At 69.7% G+C, this 18,117-nt stretch carries 16 protein-coding genes; 11 read left to right on the top strand and 5 right to left on the bottom strand.

The window, feature by feature from the left end; translation table 11 throughout:
* Positions 1–244 precede the first annotated feature (244 nt).
* The 3 genes from WMF22_RS07490 to WMF22_RS07480 form a co-directional block, all read right to left on the bottom strand.
* Positions 245–1,396, bottom strand: a complete 1,152-nt coding sequence (locus tag WMF22_RS07490) for a hypothetical protein (protein WP_438035317.1) — start codon at positions 1,394–1,396, stop codon at positions 245–247.
* 139 nt (positions 1,397–1,535) lie between these two features.
* Positions 1,536–2,633 carry a hypothetical protein gene (locus WMF22_RS07485; RefSeq protein WP_438035316.1) on the bottom strand — a complete coding sequence of 366 codons (1,098 nt, stop codon included), beginning with the start codon at positions 2,631–2,633 and terminating at the stop codon, positions 1,536–1,538.
* A 122-nt stretch (positions 2,634–2,755) separates the two neighbouring features.
* Entirely contained in the window at positions 2,756–3,970 is a 1,215-nt protein-coding gene (locus WMF22_RS07480) for an RNA polymerase sigma factor (protein ID WP_437298419.1), read from the bottom strand.
* Positions 3,971–4,494: 524 nt separating this feature from the next.
* On the opposite strand from WMF22_RS07480, the gene WMF22_RS07475 reads away from it, so the two are divergent.
* The 11 genes from WMF22_RS07475 to WMF22_RS07425 all read left to right on the top strand — a co-directional run bounded on the left by WMF22_RS07475 (position 4,495) and on the right by WMF22_RS07425 (position 14,679).
* Positions 4,495–4,734: a transcriptional regulator gene (locus WMF22_RS07475; RefSeq protein WP_438035315.1), complete on the top strand. Its 240-nt coding sequence runs from the start codon at positions 4,495–4,497 to the stop codon at positions 4,732–4,734.
* Positions 4,731–5,279 carry a sigma-70 family RNA polymerase sigma factor gene (locus WMF22_RS07470; protein WP_438035314.1) on the top strand — a complete coding sequence of 183 codons (549 nt, stop codon included), beginning with the start codon at positions 4,731–4,733 and terminating at the stop codon, positions 5,277–5,279. Before WMF22_RS07475 ends, WMF22_RS07470 begins: the two co-directional genes overlap by 4 nt.
* Positions 5,276–5,524: a hypothetical protein gene (locus WMF22_RS07465; protein ID WP_438035313.1), complete on the top strand. Its 249-nt coding sequence runs from the start codon at positions 5,276–5,278 to the stop codon at positions 5,522–5,524. Before WMF22_RS07470 ends, WMF22_RS07465 begins: the two co-directional genes overlap by 4 nt.
* A gap of 433 nt (positions 5,525–5,957) precedes the next feature.
* Positions 5,958–7,334, top strand: a complete 1,377-nt coding sequence (locus tag WMF22_RS07460; protein ID WP_438035312.1) for an AAA family ATPase — start codon at positions 5,958–5,960, stop codon at positions 7,332–7,334.
* The gene (locus tag WMF22_RS07455; RefSeq protein WP_438035311.1) at positions 7,331–7,975 is read left to right on the top strand and encodes an RloB family protein; all 645 of its coding nucleotides are present in this window, start codon (positions 7,331–7,333) and stop codon (positions 7,973–7,975) included. The genes WMF22_RS07460 and WMF22_RS07455 overlap by 4 nt, the downstream gene beginning before the upstream one ends.
* 534 nt (positions 7,976–8,509) lie before the next feature.
* Positions 8,510–8,851, top strand: a complete 342-nt coding sequence (tnpA, locus tag WMF22_RS07450; protein ID WP_437296051.1) for an IS66 family insertion sequence element accessory protein TnpA — start codon at positions 8,510–8,512, stop codon at positions 8,849–8,851.
* Positions 8,848–9,219 carry an IS66 family insertion sequence element accessory protein TnpB gene (gene tnpB / locus WMF22_RS07445; protein WP_437296052.1) on the top strand — a complete coding sequence of 124 codons (372 nt, stop codon included), beginning with the start codon at positions 8,848–8,850 and terminating at the stop codon, positions 9,217–9,219. Before tnpA ends, tnpB begins: the two co-directional genes overlap by 4 nt.
* Positions 9,220–9,261: 42 nt before the next feature.
* A complete protein-coding gene (gene tnpC, locus WMF22_RS07440) occupies positions 9,262–10,944 on the top strand; it encodes an IS66 family transposase (protein WP_438032201.1) in 1,683 nt (560 codons plus the stop codon).
* Between the two features lie 343 nt (positions 10,945–11,287).
* Positions 11,288–12,364 carry an IS1 family transposase gene (locus WMF22_RS07435; protein WP_438035310.1) on the top strand — a complete coding sequence of 359 codons (1,077 nt, stop codon included), beginning with the start codon at positions 11,288–11,290 and terminating at the stop codon, positions 12,362–12,364.
* A gap of 685 nt (positions 12,365–13,049) precedes the next feature.
* Positions 13,050–13,940, top strand: a complete 891-nt coding sequence (locus WMF22_RS07430; RefSeq protein ID WP_438035309.1) for a hypothetical protein — start codon at positions 13,050–13,052, stop codon at positions 13,938–13,940.
* A gap of 373 nt (positions 13,941–14,313) precedes the next feature.
* A complete protein-coding gene (locus tag WMF22_RS07425) occupies positions 14,314–14,679 on the top strand; it encodes a hypothetical protein (protein ID WP_438035308.1) in 366 nt (121 codons plus the stop codon).
* On the opposite strand, the gene WMF22_RS07420 is transcribed toward WMF22_RS07425, so the two are convergent.
* Both WMF22_RS07420 and WMF22_RS07415 read right to left on the bottom strand, forming a co-directional pair.
* Positions 14,658–15,362 (bottom strand): response regulator, encoded by a 705-nt coding sequence (locus WMF22_RS07420; protein WP_437298416.1) that lies wholly within the window; start codon positions 15,360–15,362, stop codon positions 14,658–14,660. The genes WMF22_RS07425 and WMF22_RS07420 overlap by 22 nt on opposite strands.
* A 16-nt stretch (positions 15,363–15,378) precedes the next feature.
* A complete protein-coding gene (locus tag WMF22_RS07415) occupies positions 15,379–18,111 on the bottom strand; it encodes a DUF4118 domain-containing protein (RefSeq protein ID WP_438035307.1) in 2,733 nt (910 codons plus the stop codon).
* Between the last annotated feature and the right edge of the window lie 6 nt (positions 18,112–18,117).

Genomic DNA, 18,117 nt, shown 5'->3' with positions numbered 1-18,117 from the left:
CGCCGCGCGCGCGGCACGGCCGCCGATCCTGGGGGGATACGCGACCTCGCCCGTGGGCACGCCGCTCACGCGCCTCGTGGGACGGCAAGCGCCAGTCCATCCGGGACCGGCCCTCGGACACCGAGGCGAGCGCGGCGGTCGCGGCCCTCGCTGGGCTCGGTATCGCAGGCTTCTTCGGGTTCTCGAGCAAGTGGGAAGAACGGTACAGACATCCTCGCTCGGGGCGCCGATGCCCATATGAACGCTATGCCCGGCAGCAGAACGTCGACGGCTCGGCCGGCAGCAGCTCGCCGGTCGGCTCGCCGCCGCTCGGGGCGCAGCCGCCGGGATCCACGGCCACGACCTCCGCCGACTTGCTGCCGAGGGCGACGCCGGGCGGCGTGACCCCGCAGAACGGCGCCATGGAGCTGACGAGGATCGAGGCGACCTGCTCAGCGCACGCGCCATCGCTGTAGACGGAGGCCATGACGATGCACGACGCGCCCTCCGGCTCCCCGCAGGCGCACTCGGAGCAACCGCGCGTGTCGTCGGCGGCGCCGTAGAAGACGTGCCGGTCGAGGTAGGGCGCCTCGCACGTCACGTCACCCTCGTGAAAGATGCACGTCAGGAAGCCGCCGGGTGGCGGCGGGACTCCGGGCTGGTCCGGCGAAGGCATGCAGGTGCTCCGGTCGCCCAGGCACTCCGTGTAGGCGCCGGGCACGCAGGCGAGCGCCCGGGTCTGCCAGGGATCGAGGAGCGCCGGCGGCGGGGGCTCGTCGACCCTGGGCGTGCAGGCGGCGGCGGTGACCAGCACGACCGGCGCGTCGATCGAGATCGACTGCACACACGGCTGCCCGCCGCAGTCCTGGCCCGCGGGGACCGCGGTCGAGGCTGTGCAGGCGCCGTCCCAGCCGTCGGGCGCGGCGAAGGGGGTCTCGACGCTGCCGGGGTCGCCGGAACACGCCGAAGATGCATGCGCCGACCAGCCCAGCGGGAGCTGGCACGAGGCGGTGGCCGCGTCGGGCGGGTCGCACAGGCAGGCCGCGCAGGCGAGCGGCGCGGGCGCCAGGTCGGCGAACCCCTCGTAGCCGACATTCGGCGCGGCGGCGGGGCATGCGGGTACCTGGTCCCGCGGGCCGAACCAGAGGAGCGCCGGGCCGAACCAGCCGAGCGGCGCCGGCGGGACGCAGTCGCCGGCGCAGGCGGTCTCGTCGCCGCCGCCGGCCCCGCCGCCCCCGCCCCCGCCGCCGCTGCCACCTGCACCGGCCTCGCCGCCGGCCCCTCCGCCACCTTCCTCGGGCCACGGGCAGCCTGGGTGGCCGTATTCCTGAGGCTGACAGGGACCGTGGATGATCGCGTCGCCGGAGCAGCCCACCAAGGAGAACAGTCCCACGAACAAACAGGAGAAGAGGCGCATGCCGGAGAAGCTACCTGACGGGGCTCCACGCCGACAACGGAGATTCATGACGACACAGGCGATTGCATGCCGCATTGCGGCTCCCTTCTAAAAATTGTCATGTTGGATGCGAAAGGCCCCCGGCGTCGTTCGAGCTCGTTCAATACATTGCCGTGATACCGAATCCGAGCGCAGCGCCGACCGGGGGTGACGACCAGGTGAGGGGTGAAGGCGGTTCACTTCCATCTTTCTGGCGTCGAAGAACCGCGTCCGCGACGATCCAGACAGCTTCGGCGTAAGCGTGCGCGGACCACCTGTTTGACAAGGGCCACGCGCCGCCGAACCGCGGGCCGACGCCGAGCATCGGCTGGCCGGGTGAGCTGATGGTCCACGGCGCCCGAGGGACGAACCGGACCACGCCGATGGAGGCGACCGCGCAACCGAACAGGGCTTGGCCGCGATGACAGGCCAGTGCAGCCGCCGTGAATGCCCTGGCGCCAACGGGCACCGCTTCCACCTCCTGCGCCAGGGACACGAGGCCGCGCCCCTCCACCGCGATCGACCAGTCGGTCCGGCGCACACCGAAGGAGAACGTCATCCCGGCCGCGGCCCCCGGCGTGATCCCCAGGCCCAGGGTCGCCCCGAGCCCCGCTTCGAGCCGCAGCCGTTCCGACGGAGCCGGCGCCGCCTCCGGCCGGGAGGACCCCTGGGGCAGCCCGGCCGGCCGAGGTGGCTCCGGCGGGGCACGCTGCGCTTGCGGGGGCGGCGCCGCGGGCGGTGAGGAGGGCTCGGGCGACGCGGACGACTCGGGCGGCGGCGAGGGCGCAAACGGCGGCGAGGGCTCGGGCGGCGGGGATGCCGGCTCCGGCGCGCTCACGACCCGCGCCACGATCGCCAGGGCCACGCCGGAGAGCAGCTCCTCGCAGCCGCTCCGGGTGCCGAACCCGTCAGCCCACCAGGTATCACCCGCGCCGTCGCGCAGCGCCAGCGAGGCGGTGAGCTCCGGCCCCTCCTGCGCGATGCGGACCGTGAGCACCTGCGGCGCGTCGTCCTGGAACGGGTCGGCGCCGAGCCGGCGCGCCACCTCCGCGCGCAGGAACGCGTCGTCAGGGCAGCTTTCGGTGCCCGGGCCCCGCACGACCTCGATCCGCATCGCCGCGCGCGGCGCGGCCGGCGCGGCGCGGGCGTCTCCGGCGCCGAGCAGGACGGCGGCCGCCACCAGGACGGCGGCCGCCACCAGGACGGTGGCCGCCGCCACGGCGGAGCGCGCCGAGCGCCCCGTGCGCGCCGGGCGCCCCACGCCCCGGAGCGGCCCGGTGGCGCAAAAGCCCCGCGCCGGTCGCGCGCCGAGCCCCGGTCTCGGTCTCGCCCTGGACCGGCTCATCGCGCCGGCTCTCTTGCTGACGCGCCCGGCGCCGGATGGGCTGACGCGCCCCGCTCCGGACGGGCGAGGCGCGCCTGGGCCGCCGTGCGAAGCTGCTCTCGCACGGACTTCAGCCGGCCTGCGGGGAACCGCGCCTCGTGCGCGGCGAGCTGCCGGAGCGCCCCGGCGGGATCGCCCGTGGAGAGGCGCTCCTGCGCCGCCGCGAGCAGCCGGCGCTCCTCCGCGAAGGCGTCCTCCCGCGCGCCGGCCGGCGGCGCCGCCCGCGGCGCGGCCGGGCACGGGCGCGCGGGTGCGTCGACCGCCGCCGCCGCCGGCCGCGGCTCCGGGGTTTGCTGCGACGGCTGCGGCGGGGGTGCTGCAAGGCCGGCGCTGGTCGCGGGGAGCTCGTAGGCCAGCGCCGCCTCGAAGCGGCGCGCCCAGGCGGGCCGCGACGGGGCGAGGGCAAGCAGCACGGCCGCGGTCCCGGCGCCGCCCGCCGCGGCGGCGCCGAGGGTGCGGCCGAGCCGGGCGAGCTGCGATCGCGGGCTCGGGCCGGCAGGCGCGTGCGGCACGCCGGCCGGCGGTGCGGCGGCGCTCGCGCCGCCGTCGCGCACGAGGAAGTCGGACGCCAGGGGAAACACGAGCCAGCAGGCGCGCAGCGCCTGTCGCCGCTCCGGGCGCAGCCGCTTGACGGCGGCACGGTAGTCCTCGCGGGCGAGGCGCAGCCGGTTGCTGGCGGTGTTGTAGTTGAGGCCGAGCTCGCGCGCGATGTCGACGAGCGGCACCTCGTAGGCCTCGTGAAGGACCAGGAGGACCCGCCGCTCGGGCGCGATCGTCAAGAGCACGTCCCTCGCGACCTCCAGCCGCTCTTGCTCCGCGATGCGCTCCTCGCTGAGCGGCGCGGGATCGATGGCCTGGTAGCGCGACGCCGGACGCAGGCCGTCCGGCACCTCGCGGCGGCGGTAGGCGCGATCCAGGTGGTGGCTGACCTTGCGCCACGCGATCCCGAACACCCAGCGGGCCTCGGGGCTGCTGTGCTGGCTGCTGTGCTGGCGCCGGACCTCCCGGCGCAGCAGATCGCCGGCGGCCCCGACCTCGCGCTCCGGCGGGGACCAGGCGGGGTCGAACCGATCCAGGCTCTCGTACGCCGCGAGCAGGACCTCTTGCAAGACGTCGTCGATGTCGGGCTCGGCGACCCCCAGGAGCCGAAGCGCGCGGGGGAGAGTTTCCACCGCGGCAGCGTGAACGGAATTCCATGTGGGGTCGCGGGAGGAGCCTTCGGAGGGGAAAAGAAGGGTGCTCATGTTCTGAAATTGCGCGGAGCTTTCCGGGGTTGTTTGTAAAACGCGCCTCCCGGTGCGCGGGGTTGGAGGCACGCCGCCCGCGGTGGGAGGCGCCCCGGTCCGCCGCGGTCGTCCCTGGCTAGCTCCGCTGCCCTCGACGCACCGGCCGCGGTCGTCCCTGGCTAGCTCCGCCGCCCTCGGCGCACCGGCCGCGGTCGTCCCTGCCTGGCTCCGCGGTGGTGGCCTTCTTTGCAGAAGACTGGCCTCGTTTGATTCCGGGCCTCGCGTGAGCGGCTAAGTTCGGCGCAAGTGACCCCCGCGTGCGTTGGCGCGCACCGGGGGTCGTGGCCGCAACCTCACACAGCGAGGTCCCGACAGTGCAACTGTACTTGATCCCCCCGGACGGTGGGCAAGGGACCGGTGCGCCCAAGCGCCGCGGTCCCCGTTCCACGTCCTTGACCGACGCGGAGGCGATGCGCCTGCGCGCTGCCCTGCGCAACTTGCGCGGGCTGTTCGGCAGCTGGCCATGCCTCGCCGCCGCGATGGGCGTCCCGAAGACGACCATCACCAACTTCGTTTACGGCTCGAACCCGGGCACGACGCACGGGCTCGCCGCGAAGGCTGCGTGCGCCGCCGGGACCACCGTGGAGCGCTTGCTCGGTCGGCCCATCGCAGCGGACCGCTGCCCGCACTGCGGCCGGGGTGCCCCATGAACGCGTGGGGCCCGCACGCTGGCCCCGCTCGCGTCCTGCACATCACCGAGATCGCCGCGCAGGAGCCGCTCATCCGCAGCGCTCTGCGTGGTCTCGGTGTGCGCGCCGTCGACCTCGACGACGTGGTGCAGGACGTTGTGCTCGGGGCGTGGATGAGCTCCCAAGCCGGGCGCTACAGGCCCGACCGCACGCGCGAACCTCTGGACGCGCTCAAGCGCTGGCTGTTCGGAGTGTGCAGGTTCCACTGCACGCACTACCACGAGCGCGCCTTCCGACGCCGGGAGGTGCCCGTCTTCGACCCCTGGGCCGCCACGGGTGAGGAGCGCGTCGACCCGGGGCACGTCGGCGAGCGCATCGACGCCGGCACGGCGCTCATGGCGATCGTCGCGATGCCGCTCTGGGCTCGCGAGGTGCTGGTCCTCGCCGCGCTCGGGCACGGCGGCACCGAGATCGCCGGCATCCTCCGCATCCCGCTCGGCACCGCGGGCAGTCGCCTGCGGCTCGCGCGGGCTCGCCTCGCTCGGAAGCTCCGGAGACGCCGATGAGCAGCCCCGACTTCAAGAAGCGCGTGCTGAGCGACGACGACCTCTCCCTCATCGCCAGCGAGATCCCCGCGCTGGCCGACTTCCGCGGCGTGCGCCCGTGGAACCGCGACAAGCTCTGGGCCGACGTGCTCGACGCCCTCATCGAGGCTCGAACCAAGGACCAGCGCGCAGCGGCGCAGCAAGCGATCGGCGCGATCCAGGCGCTCGACGCCATCGACCGGCTCTTCGTCCGGCACGACAGGTAGGCAGCGGCATGCGGGCGCATTCCGGGAAGAGCGGTGCAAGCCATAAGGCGCTCGCAACGAAGCCCATGTGTGGAGCGCTCTTCCTCATGTCTCAGCCTGAGCGCGCTCGCCTGTGGACCTCCCCATCATCAACATGGCCTGACGACTCGAACAAACAGCGCCGCTAGGGACTCACACCCATGACAGTGCGGAGACTTCGCTGTTGGACGTCGCTTTGGACCACAGTACAGATTTCTCCGCTTCGCTCGGTCCACGTCGTCCCGACGACGATACAGGACCTACCCTCACGTCCGTCAGCGACAGCTTCCACGGCTCAGACCCCGCGAGCGCAACAGCAACATATTCGCGAATTTCAAGCGATATCTGCTTCTATGGCCACAGGCTGACGCAAAATTTCTTGACAGAGGCGTGCCCTCGGAGTAACGCGAGCCACATGCTCGTCCAATTCCTGGTGGAGAACTTCCGTTCGTTCAAGGGCGAAACGGTATTTAGTATGAGAGCCCCACCCGGCAGTACGCGAGCGGTGGCCTCTATCCCAGGGCACGACGGTCTGCTACTGATGCGCGCCGCTGCCTTTTACGGCGCGAATGCTTCCGGAAAATCTAACTTGGTCAGAGCGTTAGATGTCGCGTGTGACCTAGTCGCCCGAGGTGCGGTACCTAATAAGAGGTTACCCGCGTCGCCGTTCCGCCTCGAATCAGACGCTCGGCAAAAGCCAACACGCTTTCAATTTGACTTTATTGTCGAAGGAGTGCTCTACAGCTATGTGTTGGTCATCACTCATGAGTCCGTAGCAGGCGAGGCACTCTACCGAACGCTTCCGGGCACGACCAACGAAGAGCTTGTATACGAGCGCGAGGCCGCACCAGATGGTGGCGAGCATCGGGTCGATTTCGGCCCGTTATTACTGCTTGGCGATGACGAGCAAAAGCAATTTGCGCGCTTTGTCGCCAAAGGAACAGCCGTGCAACAGCCGCTGCTCACTGAGCTTGCCTCGAGAAATGTTCCCGGATTTTCTCCAATCCGCAATTGGTTCCAAGAAGGGTTGACAGTCCTAGGGCCATCTTCGTCGTATGTGAATCTTGTAAAGGAATTGTTCGAAGATGCGACGCTTCGCGAATTTTATGGGCGCATGCTTCGAGACATGGGAACCGGAGTGCAATCGGTTGAGGTTCTCGAAGAGCAGGACCCGAAGCTCAGCGAATTCTTTCGCGACTACGACGAAGTCGTTAGTATGCCAAAGGCAAAGCAGCTGATACAGAGTATTTTGTCCGGCTCTGTGGTAGAGGATCCTGGGGTACACATAAAGAAGGATGGAGATGGCGCAAGCGTTCTAAAGCTAACACTGCGTCACGGCGCCAGTGGAGGAACGACCGTAGAGTTTCCGCTGCACGAGGAGTCCGACGGAACTCGACGCCTGCTTCACCTACTACCGGTGCTTTTTCACCGCACCAGAGAATCGTGCACGGTGATCGACGAACTTGATCGCAGTCTCCATACGTCTCTTACGCGACGGTTTGTCGAGGAGTTCATGGCTATGACATCCGGTGCGCTAAGCCAGTTGATCTTCACGACCCATGACACGAATCTGCTCAACGGACACTTGCTGCCCCCGGGTTCTATATGGTTTGTTGAGAAAGACGACGCAGGCGCATCGCATCTGCATTCCCTTGCTGATTACCGCACTGCGCAGCTTGAGCATCTACTAGAACACCTCGAGGATGGCTACTTGCAAGGCCGCTTCGGAGCGATACCTTTCCTTGCGCATCGCGACAATCTTAGCTGGCGACCCGAGGAGTGCACGGAATGATCCCTCGACGCAAATTGCTGGATCGAACGGTACAAGAACGTGACGCGCGATTGTATTTTCTATTCGTCGAGGGAGCCAAGACCGAACCCGCATATTTCTATGCACTAGAAGAGTGCAACCTTGTGCCAAGGCATCGCGTAAAGCTTCATGTCTACCCGCCCGACAAGAACGCCAATGCCCCACGCTACCTGATCGGCAAAGCCGAAGAAGTTGCCAAGCTCACAATCATGGGCGCTGACGACGAAATGTGGCTTGTCTTTGATGTTGATTGTCGGTCGGGAAGCACCAGGGTAACTCAAGTCATACAATCGTCTGAAGACGCCACCAGACGCGGATGGAATGTGGCTGTTAGCAATCCTTGCTTTGAGCTATGGCTACTTCTGCACTTTAGCGACGACCTCACAACTGTAACCGAGTCCGGAGATAGCGTCGAGGCAGCGATTCGTTCCATATTGGGCGGATACGATAAATGTCGGACTCCGGTCAGATGTTTGAGCGCGGAGGCATTGAAACAAGCGGTCGCTAGAGCTCGCACAGGTGACGTTGAGCCGTCTAGTCCGATTCCAATTCTGCCGGGAACGCGTGTGTATCGGTTAATTGAGAGCGTCTGGCGCGCGCAATTGCACACGTGGGCTGACTGAATGGCCATTCGCCCGTGAGGTTCTTCGGGCAGGCTCATCCGCCCTCCACCGTCTCGGGTTCGGTGTAGGCCGAGACTCTGACAGCGGCGGTGCCCTGGCGCCGAGCGAGCCGCGACGAGGTGCAGGCGCAGCGAGCGCCGACGGGGCGGAACTGCCCTTGGCAGTCGATGCAACGGCGCCCACCGGCTATGACATTCTCCGTCCTCCCGGCCCCTCTTTCGTTCGGTTCCCCGCGGTTTTCCCCGGCAGAATCGCTATAATCAGAGGACCTTAGACGAAAACGCCCCGCTCTCAGCTGCGAACTGGGAGCAGGGCGGCAGAAGCCGAGCGGTGCGACCCGTCCGACGTCCTGGCAGACCGGATCGTGGGCCCTCCGCCGGGGGAAGGCAAGGGTCCCGTGGCGAACGTGCTCCCACGCAAGCGGCAGCTTGCCGTGCTCGCGGCCTTGGTGGACGGCAACAGCGTACGCGTTCTGCGGACCACATCCTGTCTTCGAGCCTCTGCGCCGCTTAGAAACCCGCGCCGGAGGTACCGATGGACGAGAGCACACGCACCTGGCGCGACCGCGTGGCGCGCTGGCACAAGAGCGGGCACTCCGCCCGCGTGTTCGCGGAGCAGGAGGGGGTCAACGCCGGCACACTGTACTCCTGGAGCCGCCGACTGGGCATGAAGCGGAGCGAGCACCGGCAGCGCTCGGAGAAGGCGACGCTTCCGGCGCTGCTGCCCGTGGTGGTCGCCCCGCCTGCAGCCACGACGCCCTCTTCGGGCGCGGCGCTGGAGATCGTCTTGCCGGACGGGGCGGTCGTCCGCGTCCCGCCGTCGTTCGACGAGGTTACGCTGGCGCGCGTTGTTCGTGCGCTCGGGGGGGCACGATGATCCCTGGCCGCGTCTCGATCTACGTTGCCACCGAGCCGCTCGATCTACGGCGCTCGTTCGATGGTCTCGCTGCCGTCGTGCGCGAGGTGCTGCGACAAGACCCGCTCTCCGGAGCGCTGTTTCTCTTTTTCAACCGGGCGGCCGATCGCTGCAAGGCCCTTTGGTGGGACCGCAGCGGATACTGTCTACTTTACAAAAGGCTCGAGCGTGGGGCATTTCGAGCCCCACGTGCCGTCACTCCGGGAGCCACGAGCGTCCTTATTGACGCCGCCGAGCTCGCGAAGATCCTGGAAGGCATCGCCCTGTCGCCCTCGAAGTTGCGGCGAGCGGTCCCGTTCGCCGAGACCGCACCGCCGCAGGTCCCCTGATCTCGCCTGACAGCCTCGCACGCTCCTGGGTAGCCCCCACGGTTGCATTGCCTCGAGCGACATGAATTTTCCTCCACAAGCCCCTTCAAAAAGCAAGAGCTCACGAGTACTTACCGCGTCGTGAGCAAGCCGGTCGAAGAGCAGATTCGCGAGCTCAAGGACAAGCTCGCGCGCGCTGCCCACGAGCGGGACGAGTACCGCAAGCTCTACGAGCTCGCCAGCATCGAGCTGGAGCGGCTTCGCCGGCACATCTTCGGCCAGAAGGCCGAGCACGTCGACCCCGGGCAGATGCAGCTCGCCTTCGATGCGATCGTGCAGATGCTCGCGGGCACCGGGGCGCAGCCGGATGCGGGCGCGACCGGCTCACCCGACGGTGGCGATGGCGCGGCGCCGAACGGCTCCTCCGGAGGCGGGGACAAGGGGCGCCAGGCTCGCCCGCACGGGCGGCAACGGCTGCCCGAGCATCTGCCGGTCGAGCGGATCGAGCTGTTGCCGCCGGAGGCGCAGGACGAGCGCGCGACCGCGCTTGTCCGCATCGGCGAGGAGGTGTCGGAGACGCTGGAGTGGCGGCCCGCGAGCTTCGTGCGACTGCAGATCGTGAGGCCGAAGTTCGCGGTCAAAGGTGAGCCCGAGCAAGGCATCACGATCGCCGACGTCCCCGACAGCCCTGTCCCGCGCAGCCTCGCCGGTCCGGGGTTGCTCGCGCACGTGCTGGTCAGCAAGTACGCCGACCACTTGCCGCTCCACCGGCAGGAGAAGATGTTCGAGCGCTGGGGCCTTCACCTCTCGCGCTCGACGCTGTGCGGCTGGGTCGAGGCGTGCGCCGACAAGCTCGCGATCCTCGTCGGGGCGATGGCCAAGGACGCCCTGAACGCGCACTGCATCGCCATCGACGCCACCGGCGTGCTCGTGCAAGCAAAGGACAAGTGTCGGCGGGGCCACTTCTGGGTCCTGGTGGCGGACCGAGATCACGTCCTGTTCCGTTTCACGCCGCATCACAACCAGGATGGCCCGAAGGAGTTCCTTCGCGGCTACAAGGGCTATGTCCAGGCCGACGCCTCGAACGTCTACGAGCAGCTCTTCCGCACCGAGGGGGTGACCGAGGTCGGTTGCTGGGCCCATTGCCGGCGGAAGTTCTTCGAGGCGATGACCTCCGACCGGGACCGCGCGACGGTAGCCATCGGCTTCATTCGCAAGCTCTACGCGATCGACAAGGCGACCAAGGAGCTGGTTCCGAACCGTCGAACCGAGCAGCGCCGGACGGATGCCGAGCCCGTGCTCGTGGCCTTCCGCGCGTGGCTTGAGACAGAGGACCTGCTCGTCCTGCCGAGGAGCCCCATCGCAGGCGCCATCGGCTACGCGCTCAACCAATGGACCGCACTCACTCGCTTCCTCGAGGATGGCCGGCTCCGCCTCGACAACAACCGGAGCGAGCTTGAGCTCCGCCGTGAAGCCGTGGGCCGTAAGAACTGGCTCTTCGTGGGCAGCAAGGACGGCGCCGAGTGGAACGCCACCATCGTGTCGCTCATCGCCTCCTGCGCGCTGCACGGCATCGAGCCCTGGGCCTACTTGCGCGACGTGCTGATCATGCTGCCCACCTGGCCTCCCGAGCGGGTCATCGAGCTCGCTCCGAAGTCCTGGAAGCAGACCCTCGAGAACGCCGACGCTCGGCAGCGGCTCGCGGCCAGTCCGTGGCCCCGGGCGCCGGACGCGACGCCCAGCTGATCGATCGTCGGCGTCGCCGTCCGCTGCCGTGGGCACGGACGCATGCTTTCCGGCTGCCGGGCGCGCAGCTCGCCGGCTTTGGCGCGCTGGTGCCGGCTCTTCGGCGCTTGCGCGGTCGACGCGTGGCTTCCGGCGCCTTGTCGACGATTCGGGCCCGGCAGAGGCATCGGCGGCACGCGGCTTCGCCGCCGCGCGCCTGCGGGCGACGTGCACGCGGGCGGTGACCTCAGCGTCGACCGCCGTTTCCTCCGCTCGCTGCTGGGCCCAGCCACCCTTCGCCGCAGACCGCTCTTCCTCTCGCATCGGGTCGCGAATCTACGGCGACGCCACGCACCACGCGAGGATGGGGTCTACAGGACGGATACGCAACAGCGAGCGCGCGGTCAGCCGGATGACCGACGTCAGCCGATCGGCGATCAGCCGCTTCGGGCTCGCCCTCGGCGAGGGGGCGCAGCGCCTCCATGACCGGCTTGTGCGCGGGCTCCGCTGCGAGCTGATCCAAGCTGACGAGGTGTTCTCCTACGTCGGCAAGAAACAAGCTCGCGTGACCGAGAAGGACGCGCCCGGCATCGGCGAGACGTACTCCTTCGCGGCCATGGACACCGCCTCGCGCCTCGTCATCGCGTGGCGCGTCGGCAAGCGCGACATGGAGACGTGCGGCCCCTTCATCGCCGATCTGCGATCGCGCCTGCTGGTGATGCCGCAAATCACCACGGACGGATTCGCGCCGTACATCGCCACCGTCGCGCAGCACTTCGGGCTCAGCGTCGACTACATGCAGACTGTCAAAAACTACCGCACTGGCTCCTACCGCGGGCCGGACCATCGGTATGAGCCGCCGCGCGACCCGTTCATCACGAAGCACACGATCTACGGCGCGCCCGACGCAAAGAAGGCTTCTACGGCGTACGTGGAGCGCCTGAACGGCACCACGCGGCACCTGCTCGGCCGCATGCGAAGGCTCTGCTATGCCTTCAGCAAGAGCCCCGAACACCATAGGGCCGCCGTCGCGCTGCACTACACCTACTTCAATCTGTGCTGGACCGTGCGCACGCTGCGTGTGACCCCCGCGATGGAGGCTGGCCTCACCGGGCACGTGTGGGACTTGGAGGAGCTCCTGGACGCCATCCTGACCGAGCCCGCGGGCGAGAAGCCTCAGCCGCAACCCTTGGAGCACCGGCAGCCGGAAGCGCCATCCAGGCCATTGCCTGGCGGCCGTGGCTTCCTGCGGCTCGTCACCGCGCCGACGCCCGCGCTTCGCCGTCCGACCGTCCAGCCGGACCCGCCGCCCCTCGCGCCGGTCACGCCCGCTCATGACGCACCTCCGCCCGGCCCGGTGCAGCTCGATCTCCTGTCCTGGCGTCCGAAGCCGAGGGCCCCCGAGCAGCTCTCCCTCTTCCCTGAACCCCCGCCCGAATGAAGGCCAGTTTTGACGACTGGCCTTTGAAGGCCACCACCGGCTCCGCTGCCCTCGGCGCACCGGACACGGTCTCCCTGGGGCAGCCCCGCTGCCCTCCACGCACCGGACACGGTCTCCCTGGGGCAGCCCCGCTGCCCTCCACGCACCGGACACGGTCTCCCTGGGGCAGCCCCGCTGCCCTCCGCGCACCGGACACGGTCTCCCTGGGGCAGCCCCGCTGCCCTCCGCGCACCGGACACGGTCTCCCTGGGGCAGCCCCGCTGCCCTCCGCGCACCGGACACGGTCTCCCTGGGGCAGCCCCGCTGCCTCCGGCGCACCGGCCGCGGTCGTCCCTGGCTAGCCCCGCTGCCTCCGGCGCACCGGCCGCGGTCGTCCCTGGCTAGCCCCGCTGCCTCCGGCGCACCGGCCGCGGTCGCCGTCGACGCCCTTCGTCGCAGATGGCACGGCCTTCGCTCCAGGTAAACGCAGGCGCGAAAGCCATGGCGCAAGATTACGACTCTGGTGGCACCTCGTTCATGAATTCAGCCGGCACCGTTGACACCCCACGATGCGTCGTTACCCCTGCCCGGAACGTCCGGCGCGCGCCGGACGCTCACATCACGTCCAGCGCGGGGGGTCGGGGAGCATGGCAGTCCATGTTCTCTTGGCGCCCGGCGAAGGACCTCGACGAGAGGTGCTCCCCTCATGACCAAGCCTTCGACTCCGATCAAGAAAAAGCCCGCTCCCAGGAAGCCCGCAGCCCCGCCCCAGGCGGCGGCGGCGTTCGACAGGGCTCTCCCCGAGATAACGGCGCTGAGCCCGGATCGGCTCGTCGCCATCAACCTCGATATCCCCCGCGCGGTCTCCCAGGTGCTGGGCGTGCTGCCTGGCCTCCTCGCGCTGCGCCCCGCCATCGCGGAGCAGCTCCAGAAGCACGATCTCGCGCTGCTCGACCGGCTCGAGACCTACGCGCTCGCCACGTGGCACGCGCACCTCGTGTGCCTGTCCAGCAGAGCCCTCGAGAGCGCGGTGAAGCCGCTCCTCGCGGAGGCGGTCCCGCTCCGCGAGAACCTGCTGAGCGACGCGGAGGCGCTCGCCCGCCGCGGCCTGCTCGACGCGGAGGCGGTCGCGGAGATCCGCGCGGGACAGGGGCACATCGACACAGCCAACGACCTCGTCGCCCTCTCGGCGCTGTTCAGCGGCAGCTGGCCCGAGATCGCGGGCAGGACGGCGGCGACCGAGGAAGAGGTGAAGCGAGCCGGGGAGATCGGGCCGCAGCTGCTCGCCTCCCTCGGCGTGAGAGAACACGGCGCAGGGCCCGGGCCGACCGAGGCCGCGGACAGGCGAGCGCGCGCGTTCGCGCTGCTCGTGCACGCCTACGACCAGACCCGGCGCGCCGTCGCCTACCTGCGGTGGGACGAGGACGATGCCGACACGATCGCGCCGTCGCTCTACAAGGGCCGTGGCCGCGCGGCGTCGTCCAGCGACACCGCTGCTGCGCCGGACGACGCCGCGCCGCCCGGCGCTGCGCCGGCGGGCGCGCCGGCCCAGGCGGCGCCCAGCGCAGCGCCGGGCGGCGCACCGCCGCTCAACTAGCCGGCGGACTGGCTACCCTGTGAGCGCCTCCACACGGCCAGGACGAGCACCACACGACGTCCGATGGCAATCGCCCGCAGGGTGCCCGCTGGTGACCGGTCGACACGCGCCACGCGCTCCCGCGCAATGCCACCCCTACAGGCCAGGATCGACCACCAGGTTGCATAAATAGACGCTCTTCCCGCAAAAAGAATGAGCGAGTCGCCGATGGCCCACAACCTCGGTCGCCAAGCCGCTGCATAAACGACCTGGGGTGTGAGCCGCACAGACTCCCGGTCCCGCGTGATCGTGATCGTGCGCGTGGTCGTGCGCGTGCGCGTGCGCGTGCGCGAAAGCGGGCAGCTCGCGAGACCTTCCCGTTGGCGCAACGGGCATGTCCAACACCGACCGTCCACTCTTGGACCACGAAAACCTCGACGCCTACCGCGTTGCCATCGAATTCCTTGCGCTCTCCGTGCAGCTGCTTGAGGAGATCCCGAAGGCGGAGCAAGGACGTCGAGCAAGGCAAGCGCCTTATGTCACGCCTCGCCGCCATGCTGACAAGGATGTGCCGATAGCCACGTGTCTCGCGCACGCGCACGCGCACGCGCACGATCACGATCACGACCACGCGCACGATCACGATCACGACCACGCGCACGACCACGCGTTTGTGTGGTGTGATCGCCTGCCCCTTTCCCTTGTGGGGAGGGGTACTTATGCAACGCTGGGGGCGACTCAAGGGCTCTTGAGCCGGTAGCCCACGCCTGGCTCCGTGATCAGGATCAGCGGGCGCGCCGGATCGCGCTCCAGCTTGTGCCGGAGCTGCGCCATGTAGACGCGCAGGTAGTGCGCCTGCCCCGCGTAGGCAGGCCCCCACACCTCGCCGAGGAGCTGGCGATGGGTGAGGACCTTGCCCGCGTGCCGTATCAGCGTCGTGAGCAGCTTGTACTCGATGGGGGTCAGGTGGATCTCCTCGCCCGCCCGCAGCACGATCCGGCGCGCGAGATCGACCTCGATGTCCTGGATCGCGAAGCAATGGCCCTCCGCCGTCGCCCCGCGCGCCGCGCTGGCGGCGTGGCGCAGCGCCACGCGCAGCCGCGCCAGGAGCTCGCCGGCGCTGAAGGGCTTGGTCAGGTAATCGTCGGCGCCGCCGTCCAGCGCGTCGATCTTGTCCTGCTCTTGACCGCGGGCCGACAGCACGATGATGGGGACGGCGCTCCACTCCCGGAGCCGCCGGGTCACCTCCAGGCCGTCCATGTCCGGGAGCCCCAGATCGAGGAGCACGAGATCCGGATTGCGCGTCGTCGCCTGGGCGATCCCGTCGCTGCCCGTCTCCGCCTCCACGAGCCGGTAGCCGCGGGCCGCCAGCATCGCGCGCAGGAACCGGCGCATCTGCGGCTCGTCCTCGATCAGCAGCACGAGGGGGGACGCGTCCGACATTCGCCCAGCCACGTTATCAAGCGCCCGCCGCCGCCGGCAGCTCCGGGCTCGCGAGGTTCGGCGGGCGGCCCTCGATGGGCAGCGTCACGCGGAAGGTCGCGCCCCCGTGAGGCCGGTTCTCCGCCGCGATCCGCCCGCCGTGCGCGGTCACGATGCCACGGCAGATCGTGAGGCCGAGGCCGATGCCCCGCTGCGTGTGGCCGCGCCCCCGGTAGAACTTCTCGAAGATGCTCTCCTCCTCGCCGGGCGGTATGCCCGGACCGCGATCCTTGATCTCGAGCGTGGCCACGTTCCCCTCGGTGACCCCCCGGATCCCGATCGGGCTGCCGGCGGGCGAGTACTTGAGCGCATTCTCGAGCAGGTTGATGAGCACCTGCTCGATCAGCACACCATCCATCGGGACGAGCGCCGTCGCCCGGTCGAGCTCGATCGAGACGTCCCGACCTTGAAGGTGCTCCTCGACCCGGTTCAGCGCAGCCCCGACGACCTCCTCCAGCGGCAGCCACTCCTTCTTGACCGCGAGCGCCCCGGACTCGAGCCGCGTCATGTCCAGCAGGTTGCGCACGAGGCGCTCGAGCCGCTGCGCCTCCTCCAGCACCGTCTGCGTCAGATCACGGCGAGCGGCCGGGTCGAGCGCCGCCGCGTCGTTGCCATCATCGAGCAGCGCCCCCGCCGCGCCTGTGATGGTGGCGAGCGGCGTCCGCAGATCGTGCGAGACGGAGCTCAGGAGGGCGTTGCGGAGCTCCTCCGCCTGCGCCTTCAGCCGGGCGCGCTGAGCCTGCCTCGCGAGCAGGGCGCGCTCCAGCGCGAGCGCCGTCTGCGTGGCAAAGGCGCCGAGCAGCTCGCGCCGGCTCAGGTCGAGGAACGGCCACGGTCGGCTCGGGCGGACGCTGAGGACGCCGATCGGCCCAGAGGAGCCCTGGAGCGGCAGGTGCATCGCGCTCGCGCTCGGGAGGGTGTCGGTGCCGGCGCCCGCGGCCTTGCCGCGCGCATACGCCCACTCCGCGACCGCCCGCTCCTGCTCACCCGCGACCAGATCCTCGGCCGTGCCCGCCCGGACGGCGAGGCGGCCGTCGGCGCCGGGCAGGAGGACGACGGCGTCGGCCTCGAAGACCTCGCGCACATGGCGCGCGGCAGCCAGGCTGAGCTTGTCGATCCCGCGCAGGACGGCCAGCTCCCGGCTCATCGCGTAGAGCGCCGCGGTGCGCTGCTCGCGCTCGCTGGCGCTCTCGGCCTGGCCGCGGATGCGCGCGGTGAGGCTGGCGATGACGAGGCCCACACCCAGCATGATGGCGAACGTGAGGAGGTAGCGGAGGTCCCCGACCGCGAAGGTCAGGTACGGCCTTACGAAGAAGAAATCGAAGGCCGCGACGCCGAGCACCGACGCGAGCACCGAGGGCCCGGTGCCGAAGCGGCTCGCGACGAAGACGACCCCGAGCAGGTACACCATGATCAGGTTCGCCAGGTCGGAGAACGGGTGCATCAGCCACGAGACCAGCGTGCAGATCACCGCCGCGCACGCGCCCCAGACGTAGGCCAGCGGCCGGAGCCCACGCCGCTCCGGCGGCCCGGGCTCCGGCTTCGCCGCCTCCGCCACCCCCTGGATGACGTGGACGTCAATGTCGCCGCTCTGCCGCACGAGATCGTCGAGCAGCGAGCCGTAGATGAAATCCTTCCAGCGGGGGTGGGTCGGCTTGCCGACGACGATCTTGCTGACGTTGTGCTGCCTGGCGTACCGCAGGACCTCCCCGGCGACCTCCGCGCCGTGGAGCTGGACCGTGGTGGCGCCGAGGCGCTCGGCGAGCGCGAGGTTCCGGTCGACCCGCTCGCGATCGGCCTCGGACAGCCGCGCCTGGGCCGGCGTCTGCACGTAGACCGCGTGCCACTCCGCCTTCAGGCCGCCGGCCATCCGCCGCGTCGCCCGGATGAGCCGCGCCGACATGGGGCTCGGCCCCACGCAGACGACGATCCGCTCGGCGACGGCCCACGTCTTCTGGATCCCGTGGGCGCGCATGTAGCCGCGCATCTGATCGTCGACGCGCTCGGCGGTGCGCCGCAGGGCGAGCTCGCGCAGGGCGATCAGGTTGCCCTTGCGGAAAAAGTTGCTCGCCGCGCGCTCGATCTGCTCCGAGAGGTAGACCTTGCCCTCGCGCAGCCGCTCGAGGAGGTCGTCCGGCGGGAGATCGATGAGCTCGATCTCGTCGGCGCGCTCGATCATCGAGTCGGGCACCGTCTCCCGGACCACGACGCCGGTCACCTGGGCCACCACGTCGTTCAGGCTCTCGATGTGCTGGACGTTGACGGTGGTGTGGACGTCGATCCCCGCGTCGAGCAGGTCCATGACGTCCTGCCAGCGCTTCGCGTGCCTGAGCCCCGGCGCGTTCGTGTGCGCGAGCTCGTCGACGACGAGGAGCTTCGGCCGGCGCTTCAGCGCGGCCTCGAGGTCGAAATCGCGCAGCGTCCTGCCGCGGTGCTCGACCTCGATCGCCGGCAGGCGCGGCAGCGGCGGGGGCTCGTCGAGGAGCGCCTCCGTCTCGGCGCGGCCGTGCGTCTCGACCCAGCCGACGACGACGTCGACCGCTTCCTCGCGGAGCGATCGCGCCGCCTCCAGCATCGCGTACGTCTTGCCGACGCCGGGCGCGGCGCCGAAGAAGATCTTGAGCTTGCCCTTCTTCCCGCGCTCCTCCTCCTCGCGAGCCGCGGCGAGCAGCGCCTCGGGATCCGGCCGATCGTCGCTTGCGTCCACCACCTCGCG

It is taken from the genome of Sorangium sp. So ce204 (assembly GCF_051526795.1).
Taxonomy (GTDB): Bacteria; Myxococcota_A; Polyangia; order Polyangiales; family Polyangiaceae; genus Sorangium; species Sorangium cellulosum_B.
Note: the sequence above shows the minus strand (reverse complement) of the source record. Positions and strands in the feature narration are given on the sequence as shown.

Excerpts from the sequence above, each read along its gene's own strand:
- WMF22_RS07490 (WP_438035317.1), bottom strand. The coding sequence starts at position 1,396 with ATGCGCCTCTTCTCCTGTTTGTTCGTGGGACTGTTCTCCTTGGTGGGC.
- WMF22_RS07475 (WP_438035315.1), top strand. The coding sequence starts at position 4,495 with ATGCGCCTGCGCGCTGCCCTGCGCAACTTGCGCGGGCTGTTCGGCAGC.
- WMF22_RS07470 (WP_438035314.1), top strand. The coding sequence starts at position 4,731 with ATGAACGCGTGGGGCCCGCACGCTGGCCCCGCTCGCGTCCTGCACATC.
- WMF22_RS07465 (WP_438035313.1), top strand. The coding sequence starts at position 5,276 with ATGAGCAGCCCCGACTTCAAGAAGCGCGTGCTGAGCGACGACGACCTC.
- WMF22_RS07460 (WP_438035312.1), top strand. The coding sequence starts at position 5,958 with ATGCTCGTCCAATTCCTGGTGGAGAACTTCCGTTCGTTCAAGGGCGAA.
- WMF22_RS07455 (WP_438035311.1), top strand. The coding sequence starts at position 7,331 with ATGATCCCTCGACGCAAATTGCTGGATCGAACGGTACAAGAACGTGAC.
- tnpA (WP_437296051.1), top strand. The coding sequence starts at position 8,510 with ATGGACGAGAGCACACGCACCTGGCGCGACCGCGTGGCGCGCTGGCAC.
- tnpB (WP_437296052.1), top strand. The coding sequence starts at position 8,848 with ATGATCCCTGGCCGCGTCTCGATCTACGTTGCCACCGAGCCGCTCGAT.
- WMF22_RS07435 (WP_438035310.1), top strand. The coding sequence starts at position 11,288 with ATGGGGTCTACAGGACGGATACGCAACAGCGAGCGCGCGGTCAGCCGG.
- WMF22_RS07430 (WP_438035309.1), top strand. The coding sequence starts at position 13,050 with ATGACCAAGCCTTCGACTCCGATCAAGAAAAAGCCCGCTCCCAGGAAG.
- WMF22_RS07425 (WP_438035308.1), top strand. The coding sequence starts at position 14,314 with ATGTCCAACACCGACCGTCCACTCTTGGACCACGAAAACCTCGACGCC.
- WMF22_RS07420 (WP_437298416.1), bottom strand. The coding sequence starts at position 15,362 with ATGTCGGACGCGTCCCCCCTCGTGCTGCTGATCGAGGACGAGCCGCAG.